At 42.3% G+C, this 23,489-nt stretch carries 14 protein-coding genes; 2 read left to right on the forward strand and 12 right to left on the reverse strand.

Annotated features, from left to right (window positions below; genetic code table 11):
• The first annotated feature begins 27 nt into the window (after positions 1–27).
• Entirely contained in the window at positions 28–945 is a 918-nt protein-coding gene (gene ttcA, locus AN391_RS12325) for a tRNA 2-thiocytidine(32) synthetase TtcA (RefSeq protein WP_055015673.1), read from the forward strand.
• 50 nt (positions 946–995) lie between these two features.
• Here the strand turns inward: ttcA and AN391_RS12330 are convergent, their stop codons facing one another.
• The 8 genes from AN391_RS12330 to AN391_RS12365 form a co-directional block, all read right to left on the reverse strand.
• On the reverse strand, positions 996–2,060 hold the full coding sequence (locus tag AN391_RS12330; protein WP_055015674.1) for a hypothetical protein: 1,065 nt from the start codon (positions 2,058–2,060) through the stop codon (positions 996–998).
• An 86-nt stretch (positions 2,061–2,146) separates the two neighbouring features.
• On the reverse strand, positions 2,147–3,208 hold the full coding sequence (locus tag AN391_RS12335; RefSeq protein ID WP_055015675.1) for a hypothetical protein: 1,062 nt from the start codon (positions 3,206–3,208) through the stop codon (positions 2,147–2,149).
• A gap of 296 nt (positions 3,209–3,504) precedes the next feature.
• Positions 3,505–5,466, reverse strand: coding sequence for an exodeoxyribonuclease V subunit alpha (recD, locus tag AN391_RS12340; RefSeq protein ID WP_055015676.1), 1,962 nt, complete (start codon positions 5,464–5,466; stop codon positions 3,505–3,507).
• Positions 5,463–9,026, reverse strand: a complete 3,564-nt coding sequence (gene recB / locus AN391_RS12345) for an exodeoxyribonuclease V subunit beta (protein WP_055015677.1) — start codon at positions 9,024–9,026, stop codon at positions 5,463–5,465. Before recB ends, recD begins: the two co-directional genes overlap by 4 nt.
• Positions 9,013–12,315, reverse strand: a complete 3,303-nt coding sequence (gene recC / locus AN391_RS12350; protein ID WP_055015678.1) for an exodeoxyribonuclease V subunit gamma — start codon at positions 12,313–12,315, stop codon at positions 9,013–9,015. Before recC ends, recB begins: the two co-directional genes overlap by 14 nt.
• Positions 12,316–12,475: 160 nt before the next feature.
• Complete coding sequence (locus AN391_RS12355) at positions 12,476–13,537, reverse strand: alkaline phosphatase D family protein (protein ID WP_055015679.1); 1,062 nt, start codon at positions 13,535–13,537, stop codon at positions 12,476–12,478.
• A gap of 93 nt (positions 13,538–13,630) precedes the next feature.
• A complete protein-coding gene (locus AN391_RS12360; RefSeq protein WP_055015680.1) occupies positions 13,631–15,904 on the reverse strand; it encodes a TonB-dependent receptor domain-containing protein in 2,274 nt (757 codons plus the stop codon).
• 198 nt (positions 15,905–16,102) lie between these two features.
• Complete coding sequence (locus tag AN391_RS12365; RefSeq protein WP_055015681.1) at positions 16,103–17,146, reverse strand: alkene reductase; 1,044 nt, start codon at positions 17,144–17,146, stop codon at positions 16,103–16,105.
• Between the two features lie 226 nt (positions 17,147–17,372).
• Between AN391_RS12365 and AN391_RS12370 the strand changes: the two genes are divergently transcribed.
• Positions 17,373–17,765 (forward strand): DUF2750 domain-containing protein, encoded by a 393-nt coding sequence (locus tag AN391_RS12370; protein ID WP_055015682.1) that lies wholly within the window; start codon positions 17,373–17,375, stop codon positions 17,763–17,765.
• A 144-nt stretch (positions 17,766–17,909) separates the two neighbouring features.
• Here the strand turns inward: AN391_RS12370 and AN391_RS12375 are convergent, their stop codons facing one another.
• The 4 genes from AN391_RS12375 to AN391_RS12390 all read right to left on the reverse strand — a co-directional run bounded on the left by AN391_RS12375 (position 17,910) and on the right by AN391_RS12390 (position 23,469).
• A complete protein-coding gene (locus AN391_RS12375) occupies positions 17,910–18,773 on the reverse strand; it encodes a universal stress protein (RefSeq protein WP_055015683.1) in 864 nt (287 codons plus the stop codon).
• A gap of 84 nt (positions 18,774–18,857) precedes the next feature.
• A complete protein-coding gene (locus AN391_RS12380) occupies positions 18,858–20,846 on the reverse strand; it encodes a tripartite tricarboxylate transporter permease (protein ID WP_055015684.1) in 1,989 nt (662 codons plus the stop codon).
• A 74-nt stretch (positions 20,847–20,920) separates the two neighbouring features.
• Positions 20,921–22,033 carry a tripartite tricarboxylate transporter substrate binding protein gene (locus AN391_RS12385; RefSeq protein WP_055015685.1) on the reverse strand — a complete coding sequence of 371 codons (1,113 nt, stop codon included), beginning with the start codon at positions 22,031–22,033 and terminating at the stop codon, positions 20,921–20,923.
• 332 nt (positions 22,034–22,365) lie between these two features.
• On the reverse strand, positions 22,366–23,469 hold the full coding sequence (locus AN391_RS12390) for a 4-oxalomesaconate tautomerase (RefSeq protein WP_055015686.1): 1,104 nt from the start codon (positions 23,467–23,469) through the stop codon (positions 22,366–22,368).
• Between the last annotated feature and the right edge of the window lie 20 nt (positions 23,470–23,489).

The raw sequence follows: 23,489 nt of genomic DNA on the forward strand, positions 1-23,489 counted from the left end.
TGCCGCATTGTTTTATAAGGGGGCGTAGTGTCTCACTCAGCTCAAGCCAAAGCTCAATACAACTTAAATAAGCTACAAAAGCGTTTACGCCGTCTTACTGGCCAAGCCGTCATGGACTTTAACATGATTGAAGAAGGCGACCGTGTAATGGTATGCCTATCGGGTGGTAAAGACAGTTATACCATGCTTGATATGCTTAAACATTTAAAGCGTGTAGCACCTATTAACTTTGATTTATTTGTTGTTAATCTTGATCAAAAACAGCCAGGGTTTCCTGAACATGTTTTACCTGAGTACCTTGATAAACAAGATATTGAATACAAAATTGTAGAAGAAGACACCTACAGTATAGTGACCGATATTATCCCTGAGGGTAAAACAACATGCTCGCTGTGTTCACGCCTACGTCGTGGTATTTTGTACCGTACAGCCAAAGAAATGGGCGCGACTAAAATTGCCCTTGGCCATCACCGCGACGACATGATCGAAACACTCTTTTTAAACATGTTTTACGGCGGCAAACTTAAAAGCATGCCGGCTAAATTAATGAGCGATAACGGCGAGCACATGGTTATTCGCCCGCTAGCTTACTGTAAAGAAGCCGATATAAGTAAATACGCATTTAGCCAAGGTTACCCTATTATTCCGTGTAATTTATGTGGCTCGCAAGAAAACCTGCAACGTAAACACACTAAAAACATGTTAGCGCAGTGGAATAAAGAGCACCCAGGGCGTATCGAAAGTATTTTTACTGCAATGCAAAATGTGGTGCCTTCGCATTTAGCCGATACAGCACTATTTGATTTTGAAAACCTAAAAACCGGCGATGTTATTGATGGCGGTGATATAGCACTTGATAAACCAGATATCCCAAAAGCGCCTGTAAGCGATGAAGATGAAACCCAAGATCAGCAAACTGATGTGGTTACTATTAACCTAAGCTAACCGTTTAAAAAAATACAGTTAAGGGGCTTTATGCCCCTTATTTATTACCATTAACCTTTATCAGCTAACCCTTTTAAAAACTCTAAACTCATTCGTTCTTGCTCATTTGCTTGATAAGGCAGTTGTTGCAAACTATCGTAGGCAAAATCTTTAATTTCAAACTCAGCAATGTCACTGCTACCAAAACTATTACGTTCACCGGGGCTTGGCGACATGCGCTCTATCACAAAGTCACTTAAACGCATATTCACTACCCCTTGTGGTAATACCGACCAATGCGCCTTTAAATCCACCGTTTGACTGCCTTGTGAGAGTTTCTTTTTAGTCACCAAATGTGCAAGTGGGCTCGTATCACTGTATAAATTTGCCCTAATTCTATATAAGCCGCTTTTGAGCACCTTTAAATGCGCTTTAGCTATCATATTTTCGTTTTGTGCATAGGCATTATCAAAATCAATAAGCGTAGCACTTGGTGGCATATACTGTATTTGCGCTACTGCAGGCACCTTTTTACCTGCAATATTTGCCTCTACAAATAGCTGTAAATTTCGCGGGTAGTCTTCACTGGCTTTAAATTTAACCGTGGCTTCGCCCTGCTGTGCTGTGGTGGTTTTTGAACTGATTGACGCTTTAGTATCGGTATTGCTAAGCGCTACATTTACCTCTGCTAGGTTTTGCGCAGCAATATTAACGGTTATATCTTGCGGATATACAAACCGGTATTTATCTAAACTAACGACGAGAGCATTACCCGCATTGTCAATGGGACTTGTAACTGGGTAAAACTGATTAGGCTTTAAGCGGTCTTCATCAAGTGCGCTCAAGGGCTGCGAATAAGGCGGGTATTTTAGTGCATTTTGGTATTGCATTGCTACATGCTCAGCGGCACTGGCTAAGTGCTGATCATACTGTATTTTGGCTGGACTTTTTACCTGTTTTTGTTTTGGCACATCAATGGTTATTACGGTGTTTTTGTCTGGACTTGCTGAGCCTGTGTTCTGTTTTATTGCATACGCAGCGGGAGGCTCAAGCGTTTTAACTTCATTTTTATTTGTATACCAGAGTAAAAACACACCAATACTAACCACAGCGGCACCAATGTAAAACTTTTTCATATTGCATCAATCCTTTAAAAGCGTGCAGTAAATAACTACACGCTCTAGCGTTTAATACCTAACGCGCTTAAAAATTTAGGTACTTATTAAGGGATCACGTTATAAATAAGTGCCGAGGCACTTTGCGTGTTTGAATCCTTAATATAGCGGTAGTGTTTTTTCCAAAACCAAGTACCCGTTGTTTTATCAAATGTATTAAAGCCCACATTTTGACCATCTACATTTATATTGTTCATCGCAATCGTGACATTGCCTTTGCGCTGCGCGTTATGAATTTCGTTGTGGCTATAGCTGTCGCTCATCATCATTGGGTAATGGTATGGCATAAAGCTATTAACGGCATCACCTTGCGATTTTAACTGGCCATTGGTATCAATACTGCTACTACAACTGCCAAATGACTTAGCCGAGCTTGCTCCACACGATGAATGCGATGCTACTACCGAGTCATCATTACCTTTTAAAAACCCACCCGTTAACCCTAGGTAAGCATTGCCATCGGCTACAAAGCGCAACCTTGGCGTACGAGCATCTGGAAACGGCGATATTTTACGTGCGTTATTTACTTTTAAATCATGTAATACGCCCACCGCTTCTGTCACGTCACTGCCTAACCACCATTTGAGTGCCGCATCTACCGCAAAGTTCCATGCGGCACCTGTTAAAGCACTTACAGCAATATCAGCAAGCTCGCTGCCGCCCCCTGCGCCGGCTAAATCAAAGGTCGCTACAATATTAAGTGGTGTAAGGCCCGCATTTTCAAGCCAATTGGCTTGGTTATCAATAATATGGCGTGCAATTAAATCCCCCGTTGAGTGTGTCACTAATACACAGCCATCAGCACATAAGTTTGAGCGCGATAATTGCTTTAATTTAGGCCAAACCCAATCTGTTGCTATTTTACCTTCAACACGCTCGTAGGCAGGCCAATCAATTCGCTCATCTGCTCGGTTGTTCCAATAGGTTTGCCAATAAGTTTCACCGTCATTTACTACATCGCTGCCCGACTTATTGGTTATTTGCGATACCTGCAAGCCGTGAATAAGTATAATTTTGTGATCTTTACTTGCTGCCGAAAAACTCATTAATGCGGCTAAACCGGCGCAAAGTAAGTATTTAAGCGTGTGTGTGCGTTTATTGTTGTTCATATAAATCCTTAATGTGTTCAGTGTTTTATTTTTATGCCTATGTACTTAAGGTATTCATTTACACATGTGCAGGCGCACATGCATTGACCAGTATTAGGAACAACGCTCAAAAATGCAACAATTTATTATCATTTAAATTCAGCTAAATCTATATTATCTGTATATACAGTTACTTAAATTCAAATAATTGCAATATTTAGTATTATTAACACATACCCACTAAAGCTAAAAAACCTAACGCATAAAAATACGTTAGGTTTTTAGTATTTAGTTGAACCCTAAAATATAAATAGGTATTAGTATTTTAAACGCTCATACAACCCTGAGGCTCTTGATACGCTTTTGCTCATGGCTAATTGCAGCACTTTTTTATCGGCCACCAGCTCAAAGGTGTTTTTTGCGCGGGTTATGCCTGTGTATACCAGCTGGCGATTTATACCCATACTAGCTTGCTTTAAAGGCGGTAAAACCATAGCGGTATAACTAAACTCTGAGCCCTGCGATTTATGTATGGTCATTACATACACTTTATCGTGAGCAGGTAGGCGTGCAGGTGAAAACGCCCGTACATTGTTTTGCTCATCAATAAATAATGCTTTTAACTGCCCGCTTTCATCAGGCATTAAAATACCAATATCCCCATTAAACAACTTAAGTTGATAATCGTTTTGGCTCACCATAATGGGCATACCACTGTAATGACGCTGATTTGGGCTCACCGATATTAACCCTTGTTGCGCAAGTGCTCGCTCAATGCGGCTGTTTAAGCTATTTACGCCGTAATCACCCTCACGAACGGCCGCTAATAATTGATATTGGGAAAACGCCGCGTGAACATCTGCAACACTTGCCCCCTGCGCGATTAAATTTAAATAATGGGCGTAATGCTTAGCAGCACTGTTTATTAATTTTTCTATGGGTTTTGCAACAAAGTCATAATCTAAAATAACATCGTTAAATTGCCCTTGTGTGCTTTGTTGCTCTACGTATTTTAAAATACCGTTATGGTTAGTATTAACCGCCAGCGCAAGCTGGCCAATGCCACTTTGTGCATCAAACCGGTAGCTGTGTTGTAAAAACGCAATGCAATCAGCTAGTTTAAATTCGCTATGCCCAGGCGCCGCTAATTTAGCCTCTCCTTTAAAACATAACGCATTAAGCTCATCACATCGCGCTTGTGAGTAATTAGGCGTTTCACCTAGTGCTAACCCCTGGCATAAATCACTCATTACACTGCCGGTATCTACCGAGGCAAGTTGGTCTTTATCGCCAAGTAATATCAAACGCGCATGGGTAGGCAGTGCCTCTATTAATTTAGCCATGAGTGATAAATCAACCATGCTGGCTTCATCAATAATCAGTACATCTAAATGCAACGGGTTTGTGCGGTTATGCTTAAATTTATTGGTAAAGGGTTTAACCCCTAAAAGTCGGTGAATAGTTTGCGCACTATCAGGAATTAAGGCCTTAATATCATCTGGAATAATTTCAAGCTTTTGTTTGGCACCTAAAATTGATTCACTTAAACGTGCTGCGGCTTTACCTGTAGGCGCCACTAGCTTAATACTTAAAGGCGCACTTTTATAAAGCGACTGCAAAATTGCCAACAGCTTTGTTACTGTGGTGGTTTTACCGGTCCCTGGCCCGCCTGTTATAACGCTAAAGCCTTTTGTTGCAGCAATTGCACAGGCCACTTTTTGCCAATCTATGGTAAGCGCTGAATTATCTACAAAGTAGTCACTCAATAGCTGGCTGAGTAACTGGGTATTTATATTTAAATGGCGCTCACTCATCGCGAGTAAACGCGTAGCTAAAGTATGTTCGTACTCAGCAAGGCGCGCAAAATAAAGCCGCTCGTTAAATAACTGTAAGGGTTTGGCCTCGCCCACACTGTTATGGGCGCTTAAACAGCTAAGCGCATCGAGGTAGGTAAAGGCTTCGTTAAAAGGCGATGTAATATTTGGTACATTGCCCTCAGTTTTAGTGAAGTCGCTTTGGCGTAAATTAAACGGGTTTTGCCAGTCGACTTCTTTTAATGTTAAACAGCTATGCTGGCTTTGCTGTGCTAAACACAGCAATAACACTATATAAAACACGTCGTTTTGCTGATTATCACACAGCATTAAGGCAAGCTTTACATCTACCATTTTTATGCGTTTTTCATCTAATAAGTAGTCAAGCAACTTCACCGTATTTAACGGCTGTACGGGTGCTGGCGGCTCATCAAACAAGCTTTGCTGCATAGGGTAGTCACTCATAACATGGCTCCTTGGCTAAATAAGCCATCTAATAGTGTGATTTGCTCTGCGGTGAGCTTATTAAAATACACCCCTTTGCCTGCCGGCATGCCGCGTAAAAAAGTATAATAAACCCCGCCTAAATGGGTTTCTATTGCATAATCACTAATGCGTTGTTTAAGTAATCGGTGCAGCGCAACGCTATAAATTAAATACTGTAAATGATACTGATGGCTATTCATGGCTTGCGCTAGCATATCGCTATCATAGTCAGCGGGCGTATTGCCTAAGTAATTAGACTTATAATCTAAAATATAATACTTACCTTGATAGCAAAAAATTAAATCTATAAAACCCTTTAAAAGGCCTTTTACATGAGAGAATTCGAGTTTGCTCTGGGTAAAACCAAAATGTTTTACCAGTATTTCGTTTAATTTAGGCGCGCTTAAACTATCTAAAGGTAAATTAAATTCCATTTCGACTAGGCAATCTGCGGGGGCTAATTGGCTTAAGCTTAATCCCTCATTGTTTAAGGGGCAGGTTAACGAATCAAGTACCCATTGCTCGGTTACGTGTTGCCAGCTTTCGCTAATATGGTATTTATCAAGCGCCTGTTTAACTACCTCTGCTAAATTTTGCTCTGGATTAGTCGGGTGTACTCGTGCACTGGTAAAGTCTATTTGCTCAAAAATTTCATGCAAACAGCTACCCGGTTTTGCCCCCTTGGGAAAACTATAAGGCGATGGTACTTCATCTTGGCTGTTAGCAAATTCATCTTTTTCATGATCTTCATCGCTGCGCCCAGGTTCAATATGATCGGTGTGCTTTTTAAAGCTCAGCGCACTAAAGCTGGTTGCTCGCCAATCTCGCTCTATGTTGGCTGTAACTGTATTCACTTTTAACGCTTGGCTCTGCTGCACTGCGTTATTAAGTGTTAACTGTCCTTGCTCGGCTAATTGCTCAGCGGTAAATTGCTGGTAACGCATTTCAGCGTGTGCGTCGCAAAATTCACGTAAGTGGGTGCGCCACGTTTGGCTACTTGTAAGCTCAAGCCCTGCAAATAGCACATGCCCTAATGCACTACTTTGTATAGCCAAGCGGCTGCTTTGCCCTTGCCCTATGTTATACACCCCAAGTGCACAAAAATGTACCGCGCGGGTAAGCGCAACATAGAGTAAGCGTAAGTCTTCAGCTAAGCGTTCTTGCTCGGCTTGTGCTAAGGCGTCTTCGTTTTTACTTAAATCGTAAACTAACTGGCCGTTTTGATGATAAAGCGCGTCTTTAGTTTCGCGATAGCCACTAGCAAAAGGCATAAATACCAGCGGGTATTCAAGCCCTTTTGAGGCATGCATAGTTACTATTTTAACTAAGTTGGCGTCACTCTCTAGGCGTACTTGTACAGCTTCGCCATCTTGCTGGCTAACCTTTTGTGCAAACCAACGCAGTAAACGTAACGTACCTTCTAGCTCAATTTGCTTTTGCTGCAGTATTTCACCTAAGTGCCTGAAGTCGGTTAACCAACGCTCAACGTTATAGCCAAGCCCTTGCCACTTAGCGCTCAGCTGATTATGACTTAACAAGCGCTCAAGCATGGCCATTGCACCTTGTTTGTTCCAAATATGGCTAAGTTGCGCAAAAAAGTTTAAGTGCTCCTGCCATTTATTTTCATCCTCAGCAAGGGCGTAAATTTCGTTATAGCTTAAACAAAATAATGGCCCTGCTAATACGCCGCGCAGTAACGACTCGTTATATTGCCCATGCAATGCGGTTAAAAAGTTAAGTAAATGGTGGCTAAGCTCTTGGCTAAACACACTGTCACGCGATAAATACACGCTAGCAATATTGGCATTGCTCAGTGCTTTTTTCATTATTTGCGCTTCTACACGGTCGCGCACTAATATACAAATATCGGCTGCGGTCACCTTATGCTTACCTATGCACGCTCGTCCTTGCTCGGCTTGCTCAAGCAATGTCACTATTTTATTGGCAAAATAGCTGGCCAAATGTCCTTGCCCTACCCCTTTGCTGGTGGGTTTGTTTTTTTCATCTGCAGCGTCATCTATAAATACATTAAATTCAAACGCGGTGGCAGGTTTGCCATCGATTGTAAATGTTTCATCGGCTTTTTTGCCTTTTGCTGCTACTGCGTTAAACGGTATGGCATCGTTATAAATAAAGCTATTAGCATGTTTAGAAAACAAGCTGTTTACACTGTTTACTATATCGGTGCTTGAGCGAAAATTAGTACCTAACGTAAATTGCTGCTCAGGCTCTACCGACTCTTTTGCGCCAATATAGGTAAAAATATCAGCGCCCCTAAAGCCATAAATAGCCTGTTTTGGGTCACCTATCATGGCCAGTGTGGTGTTTTCTTGGCCGTATATTTTACTAAAAATGCCGTACTGAATTGGATCGGTATCTTGAAACTCATCAATCATGGCAACAGGGAATAACTGCGCTATTTTTTGCGATAAAGCCTCGCCCTGCTCTGCATTTAAAGCACTGTGTAAATTAGTCAGTAAATCATCTGGGGTGATCACACTTTGCTCTTGCTTACGTTTTACAATTGCCTGTTTAACCCACCGAGCCGCGGTTTGTACAACGGCAATTTTAAGGCCCTGATTAATTTTAGTATTAAGTGCGCTAAGCTCATCAAACAGGCTAAGCAGAGGGTGGCTAAATAATGGCTGATTTTTTTTATAATTACTGGCATCACTTAAGTTTTCACTGCTCCACACCTCAAACGAGTATTTATTGGTGCCAAATTCAAAAAATAACTCATCACCTAAACAAAATGCTTCTAGGGCCGTTAAACTGCCTTTTCGCCCAGGTGTTTTAGAGCCACTTAAACCCGAGCCCTTTATTGCAGCTATAAACTCTTGCTCCAGCACTGCTTTTTTAAAAGCGGGTACTTTAGCAATGTACTCATCGCGAGCTTTAAATACGTCATCTAAGTTTATTTGCGGCACTATGTTCGCATTGGCTTTATTTAGCACACTACTGACTTGACTAAATAGCGATTCAGGGGCTGCAAACACCTCTAAAATGGCATCAGTGCGTTCTTTATTAAGTGGGTATACAAAGGCGCGCCAAAAATCCTTAATCGTGTCGAGTAGGATATCGCGCTCATCTAAAATAAACTCAAGGTTAAAGGCAACGCCCGATTCAAACGCATGTTGCTTTAACATGCGTTGGCAAAAGCCATGAATGGTAAATATAGCGGCTTCGTCCATAGATTTAGCCGCGGCATCGAGTAAATCAAAGGCGCGGTGTTTGTCATCTACTGCGGCTATTATACCTGCTATTAATTCATCGTTTGGGCTTTGACCAAGTAATGCATCGCGCGCAGCAATAATACGGCTGCGCACGCGGTCTTTAATTTCTTGTGTTGCAGCATCGGTAAAGGTAACTACAAGTATTTGCTCAACACTTAACGGGGTGTTTATCTGCCCTGGTATTTGCAAGCCTAATAAATAACGTAAATAAAGCCCGGTAATGGTGTAGGTTTTACCTGTTCCCGCACTGGCTTCTATTAAACTTTGCCCTTTTAATGGCATGGTTAGCGGATTAAGCGCTTGCATGGTCACTCTCCTTTGCATGGGCATGTAATGGGGAGAGTAATTTTTCGCTCCACTTAATAAATTCTTCTTGGCAGTCATTAAGCGATTGTACCGTTAAACGAATATACGGATTTTCGCCCTCGCCGCGCCCTATATATTGTGGATTAAACTTGCTAATGGCTTTACCAATATCGCCACCACTTTTAACATATTCATAGCCACTTACCGGATAAAATGCCACTGGCTCTTTGCACAATGCTTTATATAGTTCAAACCAATCACTGAGTAAGGCATCGGCCTCATGTTTACTCAACGGTGCAAAGCTAATTTGCTTATCGAGCCCCAGTAACAAGGTTTCTACATTTTGCTCCATACTTTGTGCAACAAGGTGATATATAAAGCCTTTAATTAAATCTTTGGCCTTTATACTGGCACTTCGGTAAAACACTTGTTTTTGAAGATAAATATGATTAAGCCAGCCCTCAATGATGGTATTTTCTATGCGTAAAGACACCTCAAGGGGGTCGGTTTTGCCGCTTTTAATATGCTCTTTTACTTGCCCGGCTAATGCATCTACTCGGTGCGTCATGCTCTCATACACTAAACTGCCCACATTGGCTTGAGGCAGCTCCCCTCGTTGCAATATTTGCTCTGTACTTAAAGGTTCCTCATTAATGTTGGCCTCAAGTATTTCATCAAGGTAAAAATAACGGCGCAGCGCATCTAGGCTAAAAGGCTCTTCATCTTTTGCTACTTCGCTAAATTCGGGTAGGCGTAAACCTAATGTTTGCTGGTAAAAGCTCTCTTGTGCGTTGCACACACTGCGAATAAATACATCAAGCTCTAATTGCGCGGGCGCTATTACATCAATGGCTGTTAGTGGCTGCGCGTCAATGCGCTCGCTTGGCAGCCAAATAGGATTAAAACTGTGGTTACTCAGCTTTGTATCGGCTTCAGTGTCTGCTGTGTAATACGCACGATTAAAAGGCTGTAAGTGCTGTTGATTAATTAAACACTCAGGCAACGTTTTTTCGCTGTCATTTGTAAGCACAAAGCTGCGGCCTATGTACTCTAAAAGCTCGCTTACTAAGGTCGAGGGCATACGCGGTTGGTTGTCAAAGCACGAACGGCCAATGTAACTTATGTATAAATTGTCGCGGGCACTCAATAAAGCTTCTAAAAACAAGTAACGGTCATCTAATTTACGTGAACGGTCACCTTTTTGTTTTTTAGAATACGGTACTAAGTCAAACCCTATTGGCTGAACTGTACGTGGGTAGTCGGCATCGTTTAAGCCAAGCATACAAACCACTTTAAACGGCACGGCGCGCATAGGCATTAGTGTACAAAAGTTAACTTGCCCCACTAAAAAGCGCTGCCCTACGCCTTTTTCTTGAATGCCTTGTTTTATCAGGTAGCTTACAATACGCTGCGAAACAGCTTTATCGTAATCGCCATTATCGTGGTGTTTTTTAAGTTCCTCTAAAACAGTTTGCAGTACCAGTAAATCCCAGCTGTCGTCGCCTTCGTTGTAATAAATAGCATTTATGAGCTCAGATAAAATATCCGCTTTATTACTAAGCGTATCATCAGGGGTTAGCTCATCCTTAAAGCGCTGCAGTACATCAATAAAATGCACTAACTTATTAAGGGTATCAAGCGCCATGCCCTCTACTTCATCGGCACTGTAAATGCCGTTAAACGGGCATTGCTCGTCGCGCTGGGCTATGCCTAGCAGTAAACGATTTAAACCATGCTGCCAGGTATTTAAATCTATTGCGGGTAAATCAAAGCTGCTTTTATGCTCGGCATTTATACCCCACTTTACGCCAACTCGCTCAAGCCAATATTGAATTTGCTCGTACTCGTGCGCTTCAAGGCCAAATTTTTCGGCAATTTGTGTTACTTGCAGTAAGTCGAGAATATCCGATACACCAAAACGCGAAAACGGCAAATTGGCCAAGCTGGCAAACGAGCTAAGCACAGGTTTTTCTTGCTCTATGGCTAAATCGGCCAAAGCATAAGGAATAAAGCGGCTGGTGTTTTGCGCGCCGCCAAATACCGCTTCAATGTACGGGCTGTACGTACCTACATCTGGCATCATTACAATAATGTCTTTGGGAGTGAGCGACGGATTTTGATTAAATAAAGTAAGTAAATAGTCGTGCAAGCGCTCAACTTCTCTAAGTGGTGTATGGCAATCGCTTAGGGTAATACTGGTGTCAGTGTCGCTAATGGGCAGCTTGCCCTCATCATTTATAAACCACTCTTTATTATCGGTAAGCGACTCACCTTTAAATGCCAGTTGGTAAATCTCACTTTGAATTTGCCCTAGTAAACTATCGTCAAATGCATCTATAAAGCCATCAATCCAGCGCGCATCAAGCTGTAAGAGCTGCTCAAAGTAATCGCGCCCTAGTTTTCCCCACGACGATAACAACGGGTTGCCTATAAAGTAGTATTCTTCGTCAGGGTTAGCTTGTTTTTTTTGCTGCGCTTCTAAAAGCGGCATTTTGGCGTATTTGGCATTTATTTTGGCTGCTGTTTTTTCATCAACCACATCGCCCCAATAGTGCTCACTTGGGTTAAAAAAGAATAAAAACACCTCTGTTTTTTTGCTCAGCGCTTCAAACACCTCAAGTTGTGAGCTGGCAATGGCCGATATGCCAAATAAACTAATGCGCTTAGGTAGTAAGCTATTATCCATATTTTCAAGGGCTGCAAGTAACTGCCCTTGCATGTTGGCACGATGAAATTGGCTTTGCCCAAGTGCTTTACTGTGCGCCACTAGCTTTCGCCATAAGTCGGGCTGCCATGGGGCAATGCTTACATCAACATCGTCAAGTTCATCTTTGCCGCTATCCCAGGTGGCAATCCAATGCGGGCGGTACATTAGGTATTGGTCGTACACATCGGCAATTTTTTCGCACAGCGCAAAGGTTTTTTGCCCGTCTAGGTCGCCTTCTAAATAGGTTTTTAACGGCAAATAAAGCGGCTCATTTATACAGCTGGGCAGTATTGCAAATAATTTCCAAGCAAGGTTTGGCTTATTAAATGCCGACTCTTTAGGCACATTGGGCAATAACTGCTGATACAACTGCCATATAAAGCTCGATGGCAGCGGAAAATCAACCTGCGCGGCTATGCCTAGGTTTTCGCTTAAACCAATTTTTAGCCACTGTGACATACCCGGCGATTGCACTAATACCACTTCTTTATCGAATGGGCTTTGCAGCGGGTTTACTTTTAACAGCTGATTAAACTGAGCTTGCAGCGCTTCCATACGGTTTGATTGAATAATATTGAGCATACAACTGGAGTCCTTACTTGAAGTAAAACCAGTTTAAGATATTTTCATTTATAGGGGTAGCGCAATCCGTAAATTGGCACTAATAAATCAGCGAGTTAGCAGGTGGATTAAACACACAGCGTTAATTTTAAACACTGTGTGTTTAATTTGTCAGGCCATTTTATTTATAAGGGCTAATGCTTGATAAGCTAAATGCGCTTTGCATAATTACTTTACCATCTATCCCTTTAAGCTTAAGTGAAATAGCGGGGTCGGCTTGCTGCCAATCTATGCTTAAATCGCCGTAATTCACATTGTGGGTGTAATCGCCAACGCGGTGTTTATTTGGGCTGACGTCTTTCCACTTTTCAGTAAGACCTGAGCTGGTCACTTCTATTAAAGGGTAATCAAGATTTTGCTGATACTTTGATATTTCGCCCCAGTGCGTATCACCGCTGATGATAATAACCCCATTCACTTGGTGCTTTTTAATTAACGCAAATAAACGGTTACGATCCTCTGGGAAGTTAGCCCACGACTCCCACCCTGTAAAATCGGGTAATAATTGCAAGCTTGAGGCAATCAACTTTACAGCCGCAGGCTTTTTAAGCTCATGCTCAAGCCATTGCCACTGCGTCTCACCTAGCATAGAGGCGCCTTTCACCTCTGTTGGGCTATACGGGCCCTGGTTATTAAGCTTACGCTTGGTGTAATATTCAAGCTCGCTTACGTGGTTAAGTGCATCACGGTTCCAGCGTAAATCGGGCATAATAACGTGTACGGTTTGCTCATCCTCGCCATACATATACGACGTGTAAATGCCATCCGTGCGGGTGCGTCTGGGTGAGCGTTTAGGCTCGCCCCAAAAATCGAGCATAATTTGGCGAGATTGCTCTTTATGTGGGTAATCTTTACCAATATCGTTTTGACCAAAATCGTGATCGTCCCACATCGCAATGATTGGGGTATTCGCTTTTAGTGTTTTAAAGCCTGGTTTTGCACCTAATTTTTGGTACTTATTGGCAAGTACCGTCATATCGTTGGTGTCGCCGTAAACATTGTCACCTAAAAATATAAATAAATCGCCCTGCTCTTTATTAATGGTGTCAAATATTGGAATGTCTTTATCTTGATGCCCACACGAGCCAAATAAAATTTTAGAAGGGGCTGCAATACTGTTTGCGCTAAACGCTAGCCCTAATGCTAATGCGGCGTGTGTAATAGGTTTTACTAACTGCTTCATTTTAAAATCTCGATACAGCCATACATTAGTTTTAATCTATGGCTATTAATAAAAAAAGCCCATCATTGATGGGCTTAAAACGGGTTCATTGGCTTAAAACGTAGCCGATAACGTCAGTGCTGCTGTACGTGGCGCACCAATAAAGTAAGTGCTGCCGTTGCCCGTACCACCGGCTAAGTAACTTTTATCAGTAATGTTATAAACAACAAAGGCAACATCTATCGCTTTAAATGGTCCTGCGTTTATATCGGTGGCGTAACCTGCGTTTAAATCAACCACGGTATAGCCATCAACTTCGCCGCGTTCACCGGTGTATTTAGCCGATAAGCCAAAGCGGAAATCATCGCTAAAGTAATCGGTCGATAACACAAATAAGTCATCTACTGAGTCTATTACTTTTTCACCGGCTTCAAATCTGGGAGCATCGCCTTTGTACTGTGAGTCGTTATTTGTGTACGAGCTGTATACGCTCCATTGTGGGCTTAGCATGTAACTTGCCGAAAGCTCTAAACCTTGTGATTCAATGCCGCCTACATTTAAGTAAGTGCCATTTGTGCCTATTGTGTAATCAATACCGCCGGTATCACTGCCAGGGGCAATAAAGGTTATACGGTTATCAAATTCAATTGAATACGCCGTGGCAGTCAGTTTTAATGCGTTATTTTGATAACGTACACCTAAATCAATGTTTTCAGCAGTTTCTGGCTCTATGGCTGATAAATCAGAGCTATCGCGCTCAAGTACACCGTCTTTAATAGCTGCAAAATTTTCGCTGTAGCTAGTAAATAGCTCAGTTGAGTTGTTTAGCTGATACAAAATACCGCCACTGAACAACATATCAGAATCGCTATTTACTTTAGCAGTTGTGGCATTTTGATAATGGTCGTACTTTTCAATATCAACAAGGTACTTTTTAACACCTACGTTAAGCGTGAAATCGCCAAGTGCCATTGAATCTTGCGCGTACCATTTAAGGGTGTCGGTCTCAAAGGTGTTTTTATACTGGGTCCAGTATGGCGTGCTATCAAAGTGATGATAAATACTGGCATTAATCACTTTGTGCCAATCACGAGACTCATCACGGTCGCTTTGCTCATACCACAAACCGGCTTCTATATCGTGCATACCAAACGTAGCTTGGTAATTAGCAGTAACCCCCAAGCGGTCTTTTTTGTAATGCGTATGACGATACGACATAACAGGTATTGCGGTGTCATCGTAACACGCCGGGTTTAAACCCGGGCCCGACTCCCACGGCCAGCTTAAACTTGCCGTACACCCTTCGTTTGGTGCCAGTGCGTTCCCTGCGCTATCTACAAAACCGTAAGAGCCTGCGTTAGTGCCGCCCTCTGTCGTTGGGTTGCCGTTTTCATCTACTGGAGTTGTTAAATACGGTGGGATCCAATCGCCACGGCCCGAGTTTTTATGATAATAAGGGCTCACTGTAATAAGCGATGTGGGCGAAAGCGCATATTCAAACTTTAAATACGCTAACGTATTTTCACGCAGTGTACCCCAGCCCTCGGCAAACATTTGGTCGTAATGTGGAATGCCGGTCCAGTCCCACGTTAGCTGATCCCACTCTGGCGTTTGCTCAAATTGTGCAAGGCTTACACTATTATAATTAGTCTCGCTTACATCATCGTAAGATAAACGCCCTGTGATGGTTAAATCTGTGAGCGTTGTCACAAATTTAAGCTCTGCGTGTTGGTTATCTTTTCCGCCGTTGCTACCCGAGCCAATCCAACGGCTAGTATCGGTTTGTGAATAGCTTACATACGCTTGTGTATTATCAAAAATAGTACCGGTTTCGTGCTTAACATAATAACGGGTCGCATCGTGGCTACCTGAGGTGTAAGCAAAAGTGGTGCTTTTATCAAGGCTTGGCGCTTTACTTACAAAATTAAATGTACCGCCAAGCGCTTCAAGTGAGGCCGATTTAATATCTGAGGTGCCTTGGCCTACTTCTACTGTGGCTAGGTTTTCGGTATCTAGGTAACGGTTTGCTTTAGCGCCCCCGCCATAGTTTGAGCCACCGTTAGGAATACCATCAATGGTCATCCCTAATTGCTGCTGGTTTGAGTCAATACTAAAACCACGCATAGTAATAGTGGTAGACCAGTCATCGCCACCAAATGCATCGCCTTCATTTATGCTAATGCCAGGTAAGTTATCAATAACTGATAACACACTCGACACCGTTGTTTGTTGATCAAGCATTGCAGGCTCAATCACATTATTTGCGTAACTGGTTGGTTTAGCAGTAACGGTTATTTCTTCTATTTCGTTATCATTTGCATAAGCTGACGTTGATACAGCCATAGCAATTGCTATGCTCAAAATCGATTTATTGGTTAAAGCGTACATTGTTGTCCCGTTTGGTTTTAATTATCTTAAGTAATTATGAAAGCGGGCACAGTATGGTGTCGTATTATTACAACAAAAATGAAGTTTATTGACAGAGGTGTTAAAAAATTGTGGGACTTTTATGGCTTTGTTATGTCATTTGTAAGTCAGCCTGAGTGCAAACACCCAGGCTGATTTATATATATAAATATTAAATTCTTAGAAGAGTTTAGCTAGCATTTCATCACTATAAGCAACAAGCTCTTCATTATTGGCCACTTTGCTAATGTAATCAGGGTTGGCAATAAACGGGCGACCAATCGCAATTAAATCAAACTTATCGTTGTTTATTGCTTGTTTTGCATCATCAAAACTGTAGCTGCCTACACCTACAAGGGTGGTTTTAGTGTTTGCACGCAAATATTGCGAGGTGGTTTTGCCCTCTAATGAGTCAAATTGGGTGCTATCATCAAAAATGCCACCATGAATATAAGCCAGTTTTTTTGCATCTAGCTGTGGTAATAAATAATCAAATACCGCTTTATCACGCTTATCTTCTTCCATATTAAAATAAGCACCTGGCGATAACCTAATCGCAGTACGCTCATTACCTACTGCATTAATAACCGCATCGGTCACTTCTATTGCAAAACGCGCCATATTTTCAGGTGTTTGGCCGTATTCATCTGTGCGCTCATTCGCAGCGTAATGTAAAAACTGATCAATTAAATAACCATTAGCGCCATGAATTTCTACGCCATCAAAGCCCGCTTCTATGGCGTTTTCGGCCGCTTTAGCAAAGTCGGCTATCAGTGAATTAATATCATCCTTTGTGGCCGCTTTTGGGGTAATGTAAGTAAGCTCACGCATACGCGGTACAGAGCCTTCAACACCAATTGCCGATGGCGCTAATACATCGCCGCCAAAAAAGTGAGGGTGAGCAACACGGCCAACATGCCAAAGCTGAGCAAACATTTTACCGCCGTTTGCGTGTACGGCGTCGGTTACTTTTTTCCAACCTTGAATCTGCTCACTGGTAAATAGCCCCGGTGTATTTGGGTAGCCTTGTGCATCTGGACGAATAATAGTGGCTTCGCTAATGATTAAACCGGCATCGGCACGGCGCGCATAGTACTCCACCATATCTTGTGTGGGTACTAAATTATCATCAGCCATACAGCGGGTTAAAGGCGCCATTAAAACGCGGTTTTTTAGTTCAAGTGAGTCGTTTAATGTATACGGGGCCAGTAAATCTGTGGTCATTGTTAAATCCTTCATTAAGAGTATGCATTTGAGATGCGGCCTTTTTAACAACATTCAAGGGCAATTTTGAATGCTCGCTCAAATTTATGAGAGCTTATACTGTTCAATTTTAAAATTAGATCTGCAAAGATGAATTTAAATAATAATTTTTCAACACACTGTCACATAACTCGATATACTGGTAACAGTAAAATTCAAATTTGAAGCAATAAAGAGTGAGCCAACTATGACAACTGCAAATGCGACTGAAGAACAAACCGTAATTTTAGGGCTAGGGGCAAAAAAACGACTCGCTTTTATGTTTGAAACCGTACAACAGTACAAGCAAGTATGGATTTTAAACGACGATGATGGCTGCGTAATGCTTGCCAACGAAGATGACGACTGTGTACCCGTGTGGCCAACCCGCGATTTTGCACAAGCTTGGGCAACAGGCGACTGGGAAGGCTGTACACCAAAGGCCATTCCGACTAAAGATTGGTTTAGCCGCTGGACACCCGGCCTCGAAGAAGACGACTTACTGATTGCAGTGTTCCCTACCGAAGAGGACGACGGCACGGTGCTTTTTCCTGATGAATTTGAAAGCCAGTTAAAAATTCCTAAAAAGAGAAAGTATTAAGTAGCCAGCATCACGTTTTTATTTGCGCACTAACATTACTTTTCCCAAAAGCTAAATAAGCTTTAGAGTCACTAAAAATAAAAAAGCCGATATTGAACGTAAATATCGGCTTTTGGGTAAAACTTAATTAATCAATTTAAAGTACTAACGCGCCATAAATATTGGAAGTGTGGTGTTTGCAAGCATGTAGTTAGTCATACCACCAAAAATTTGCTCATGGATTCGCCTGTGAGTAAATGCGCCCATCACCACTAAATCAGCATTATGCATTTGCGCTACCGACATAAACGCTTTAGCAGTCGATTGCCTGCCATTATTAAATGTTACAAACTCACTTTTAATATCGTGCTGGGCTAAATATTTAACCACTTCATGGCCGTTTGGCATTTTATCGGCGCTACTTGCACTGGTGCAAATAACAACCTTTTTAGCCTGTTTTAATAGCGGTAAACTGTAAGTGAGCACACGCGATACCTCGGTACTAGCGTTCCAGCCAATCACCACTGTTTTTATATCAAAGTGGGTCATTTGCCGTGGTACCAGTAATATAGGTTTACCACTTCGCATTACCGATGCCTCAAAGGTCGAGGTTGATTTACCACTTTTAGACTGCGGAATAATAATTAAATCAGCAACTTTGCCTTGCTCTGCAATTATTTCGCTGCGCACACCTATATTAATATGCCATGAAGCGCTTGGGTGCGTGGGATGCTCTGCGCTGTCGTCAGTGTATTTAACTTGCTGCTGGGCACATAAACTAACAAATTCGGTTTTTAAATTTGCCGATTCGGTTGTTGCAAAGCGCCCTGCTACAGAGTCTAACTCTTTTACCAATTTAGTTGGTAAGCCAAGCTGCCCTGTTGGCAAAAAGCGTTTTGGGTCTAAGTGCGTGTGATAAACATCAAGGTGCGCATTAAAATACTTAGCAACGGCTAAGCCCCCTTTTAAGCGCTCTGTTACATGCCCACTTGTAGAAAGCGGCATTAAAATAAGCTTAGGTGAAATCATAATTATATCCTTCTTAAGCCAGTGCCTTTTAGAGCGAATGTAAACCGTGCTAAGCGCTACTTGCTTTGCTCAGCACGGCGGCGTTTACAGCTGCGTAAAGCTTGCCACTTCTTGTAGGTAACCGCTTGGTAAATCTAATACCATAAAGTGCGATAAAGTGAGTAAAAATGCTAACGCGCACACTGTCAGTGTTAATGTTCTTGCAATCGAAATACGTGCTTTTACAAGTAAAAATATTATGAAAAACAACGCTATCGAAATCACATAGCCCAGTAAAAAACACCCAGCTAATAAGCCACACAGCCAAAATACATAATGCCAAAGGCCAGTCACGCTTGAGTCGTTCACATACCCCGCAGAGACCTCATTATCGTAATTTACAGCATCGTCTACTTTATTAAGTAAAAGCTTTATAAGCACAACTGCAGAAAGTATTAACATGAACGAGCACACTACGGCAGGAAATACTCCACCTAAGAATGAGCGTTGGAATGAGTCATACAAACCGTACGCAAACACTAAACAAATAAAGCCAGAAAATGCGATTTGTGGTTTAAGGTTCGTTGGTCTTATCTCAGCATTAGCCGTGTTTTTATTGGCTTTTTCTTTTTTAGCAGCTTTAATAGAGTGGCGTGCTGCAAAGAAAATAGAAAGCGCGGTTAATGCACCAATAATCATCACACCCGGTTTTAATAAAAACTCTATGCCGTCAAACTGAATAGCTTGATAAAGGTAAGTTTCCATGCCGCTTGCCAGTACAAAACCAATTAAAAATGCTGGTCGTGGCCATCCAAAGCGCTTCATTAATACGCCTAAAATACCAATACCAATAAGTGCGACTAAATCACCTAAATCACGGGTTGCCTGAAACGCCGCAAAAAAGATCACCATAACCATAAATGGTGCCATGAGCGTGTAAGGAATAGTCGTTACCTTTGCTACCCATTTAGAAATTAGTAAACACGCGCCCGCGCCAATTACATTAGCAAGTGCCAGTGACCATACAATGGTGTAAGTAACATCAAGGTCAGTGGTGATCATCGCAGGGCCTGGCTCTAAGCCAATTAAAACCATACCACCTAAAAATACAGCCATGCTGCCAGAACCTGGAATACCAAATAATAAGGTCGGAATTAAGCCACCGCCTTCTTTGGCATTATTCGATGATTCAGGGGCAATAACACCGCGTATGTCGCCTTTACCAAAGTTTTCGGTGTCTTTAGAGGTTTGCACCGCATGACCATAAGAGATCCAATCAACTACGCTGCCACCTAGGCCAGGTAGTGCGCCAACAACACAGCCAATGGCAGCACAGCGCGTGGCTAGCCATTTGTTTTTAACAACATCTTTGACGCCTTCAAACCATCCACTACCCAGCTCAGAAGCTTCTGAAATAGAGCGGTTTTGACGCAGTAAATCGATAATTTCTGGTAATGCAAATATACCTAAACCAACAACCACTAACGGAATACCATCCATAAGGTAACCGTTATCAAATACCATGCGGTATTCACCGGTTGCAGGAGCACCGCCAAGTGAGCCTAAACATAAACCTAAGCCACATGCGCTTAAGCCTTTTACCAGGCTGTTACCGGCCAATACACCCACCATGCTTAAACCTAGCAAAGTAAGCATAAATAATTCGGCCGAGCCAAACGCTAAAATAACAGGGCGGGCAATCAGTACAAACAGCGTTAAAATAATCGCGCCAAAAAGACCACCAAATAATGACGAAGCAAACGCTGCTGAAAGCGCACGCGCTGCTTGACCCTTTTTAGACAGTGGGAAGCCGTCAAGCACTGTGGCTTGTGAGCCACTGGAACCCGGAATACCCATTAATACAGAGGTGAAGGTGTCAGAGGTTGGAATAACAGCAACTAAGCCAATAAGCATCGCAAGCGCTGAAATTGGGTCCATACCATATAAAAATGGCAATAATAACGATAAACCCGCTATACCGCCTAAACCCGGAAAAATACCAATCAGCAAGCCTAAAAAAACGCCGCCGCATAAATACATTAAGTGTGTGGGGGTAAGAATAGTTTGTAGCGCAATTAAAAATGCATCTAACATACTGCTCTCCTTAGATTAAAAAAGTGGCTCACTAAATGCGAGCCACTGTGTGTATAACAAATCAACATGGGTTTTTAAAAACGCGCGTTGTAGTTTTCGGTTAGGTAATTTCTTACCCATTGTTTGTCAGTTTCAGAAATTGTCAGTGCTGAGCTCAGTGTGTTTACTGCATCTTCGTTTACAAGTTGTGGGTATTGGCCAAGTACTAATTCAGACTCTTTTTTAAAGTTGTCTTGATCAATGACGCGCTGTGCTGCATTGCGCCACTCTGCAATAACGTCATCAGGGGTGCCTTTAGGTAAAAACAGTCCTTTTTGCGCGGCAAAACCGGCTACAAAAAAGGTTTTCCATACGTTGTATTCAACGCCTGTTGGCTTTTTACCATGGATCATTTCGTATACTTCGCCTACGTGTGGTAAGTCAGGAAACGTTGGGTCGCGTACAATTTTGCCTTCTTTATTAAGTACGCCAAACGACATAAGCGGAATCGCTTTACCTTCATCAACTAGCGGCTGTACTTTTTTTAAGTAGGCAGACGTAGTTTGGAAGTCGATATCCACCTCGCCACGCTCAAACGATAAACGCGCGCTGCCACGGCCTTTCATACCAAAAATGGCGTGAATGTCTAAATCAAGCATATCGAAAGCTAATAACCCAACCAAGTCCATTGAGGCGGCGCGTTGGCTACCAAATTTAAGTTTTTGACCCTGCAATTTGGCAAGCTCTGATGCGTTTTTAATACCCAGCTCTGGGCGCACATATACCACCGCACCAGTCGGTGTGGCCATAATTACGTTCCAACGTTTTACTTCGTATCTAACGCGTGAGTCGCCAAGTAAGTAAGGGATTTGTGTAGAGGCAGAAGTACTAAATACATTTAAGCCATTTGCTGTAGCGCGGCGCTCAAAGCGGTTAGCGCCTTTGGTAGAGCCACCACCTGGAATGTTTTTAACCACAACCACAGGTTTACCATTTAAATGCTGAGAAAAACGCGGACCAAAAAAACGTGCCCATGTGTCAGAGCCGCCACCTTCTTTAAAAGGCACAACCCACTCTACTCGCTCACCATCAAAGCTTACTTCGTCGTTATTGTTTGCATAAGCTGAGCTGATACAAGTGCTTGCTGCTAACACAACAAGCATTGCTTTTAGTCGATTAGGTGCAAAAGTACTTAATTTAATCTTCATAATTTGACCTCTGTTATTCGCTGCAATTATTTAAATAGGTCCTAATAACGCCATTGCATCTATTACGTAGATGAAAGAATTTCGTTAAAAGAAGTTAACAACAGCTAGACTAATAGCCGAAACTGTCATCTACCTGTCATCGATGCCAAACTATCCATTAATTTAAAATTATTTATAAGATATTGTTTTTAAATAAAAATAAATTTATTTTTATTTATTTAAAGCATAAAAAAAGCGATAACAGACAATCTGCTATCGCATTTTCGGTTGGTTTACTAAGGCTTAACACCAATTCGCTTAATTAAGTGAGCTATTTTGCCCATTGGTATAAGTTAAGCTATTTTGCTTTCATCCCATACTTTTGCAGGTATGTGTACTTCACCTTTAAATAACATTCTGGCGGTGCGCATTAACCCCGCCGATTTTATATCTAGCGTGTCGTTTTCAAAGCGCCCCTCAAGTAGTAAATCTATTTTACCGCTGGGGTGTTCAACCACTATATTTTGCTGCTCTGAGCTTTGTGGGGTAATTAAGTCGGACGCCACACTGCCTGGCAACATGCAACTAACACTCACGCAAATTGCTCCTGTAACAGAATGGCTGGTATGGCAATTTTGCGGCACAAAGTAGCGCGAAGTTATCGTACCGCCAAATTGCGGCACCGACAGTAAGCCGACTTTAGGAATGACTTTTCCGGTTGCATCGCCAAGGCCCATTTTTAGTGACGCCTGCAGGCGAATGCTTTCTATTTTTTGCAGTAACTCTGTATTTGCATCAAGCTCTTGTTTAGTTTCAGAGCCTTTTACACCCAGTGATGGTGCAGGTATTAGTACCATTGGCATGGCAGCATCTACACAACTTACCTCTACGCCATCAAAGGTATCGCGTACAGAGCCAGTAGGCAGTAATTCACCTGTTTTAGTGCCACACACATCAAAAAACTTAAGTAAAATAGGCGCCCCAGAGCCCGGTACGCCATCAATGGTGGCATCGCCTTCGTACTCAACAAAGCCGTTAGGCGTTTGTACCACAACTTCAATCAGGGTATTGGTATTTACATTTTTAACCCGTACCGTTGTTTCACCGTCGTTTGCAGTAACCAGTCCGTATTCAATTGCCAGTGGTGCTGCACCAGATAAGATATTGCCACACGAAGGGGTTATATCGACTTCATTTTGCTCAATGGCAACTTGCGCAAATAAGTAATCAATGTCTGCATCGGGGTCGGTTGAGCGTGAAATAATGGCCGCTTTACTGGTTAGTGAGTTTCCTCCACCAACGCCATTTACTTGCAGCGGGTCGCCTGAGCCCATTGCTGCAGTTAAAATTTCTTTGCGTTTATCCCACTCTCTCGGTAAATCGTTGGCTAAAAAATAAGTCCCGCGAGACGTTCCGCCGCGCATAATGACACAAGGTATTTTTTTTTGAATAGTCATAATAATCCAGCTTCTAAATC

It is taken from the genome of Pseudoalteromonas sp. P1-13-1a, from assembly GCF_001401875.1.
Lineage (GTDB): Bacteria > Pseudomonadota > Gammaproteobacteria > Enterobacterales > Alteromonadaceae > Pseudoalteromonas.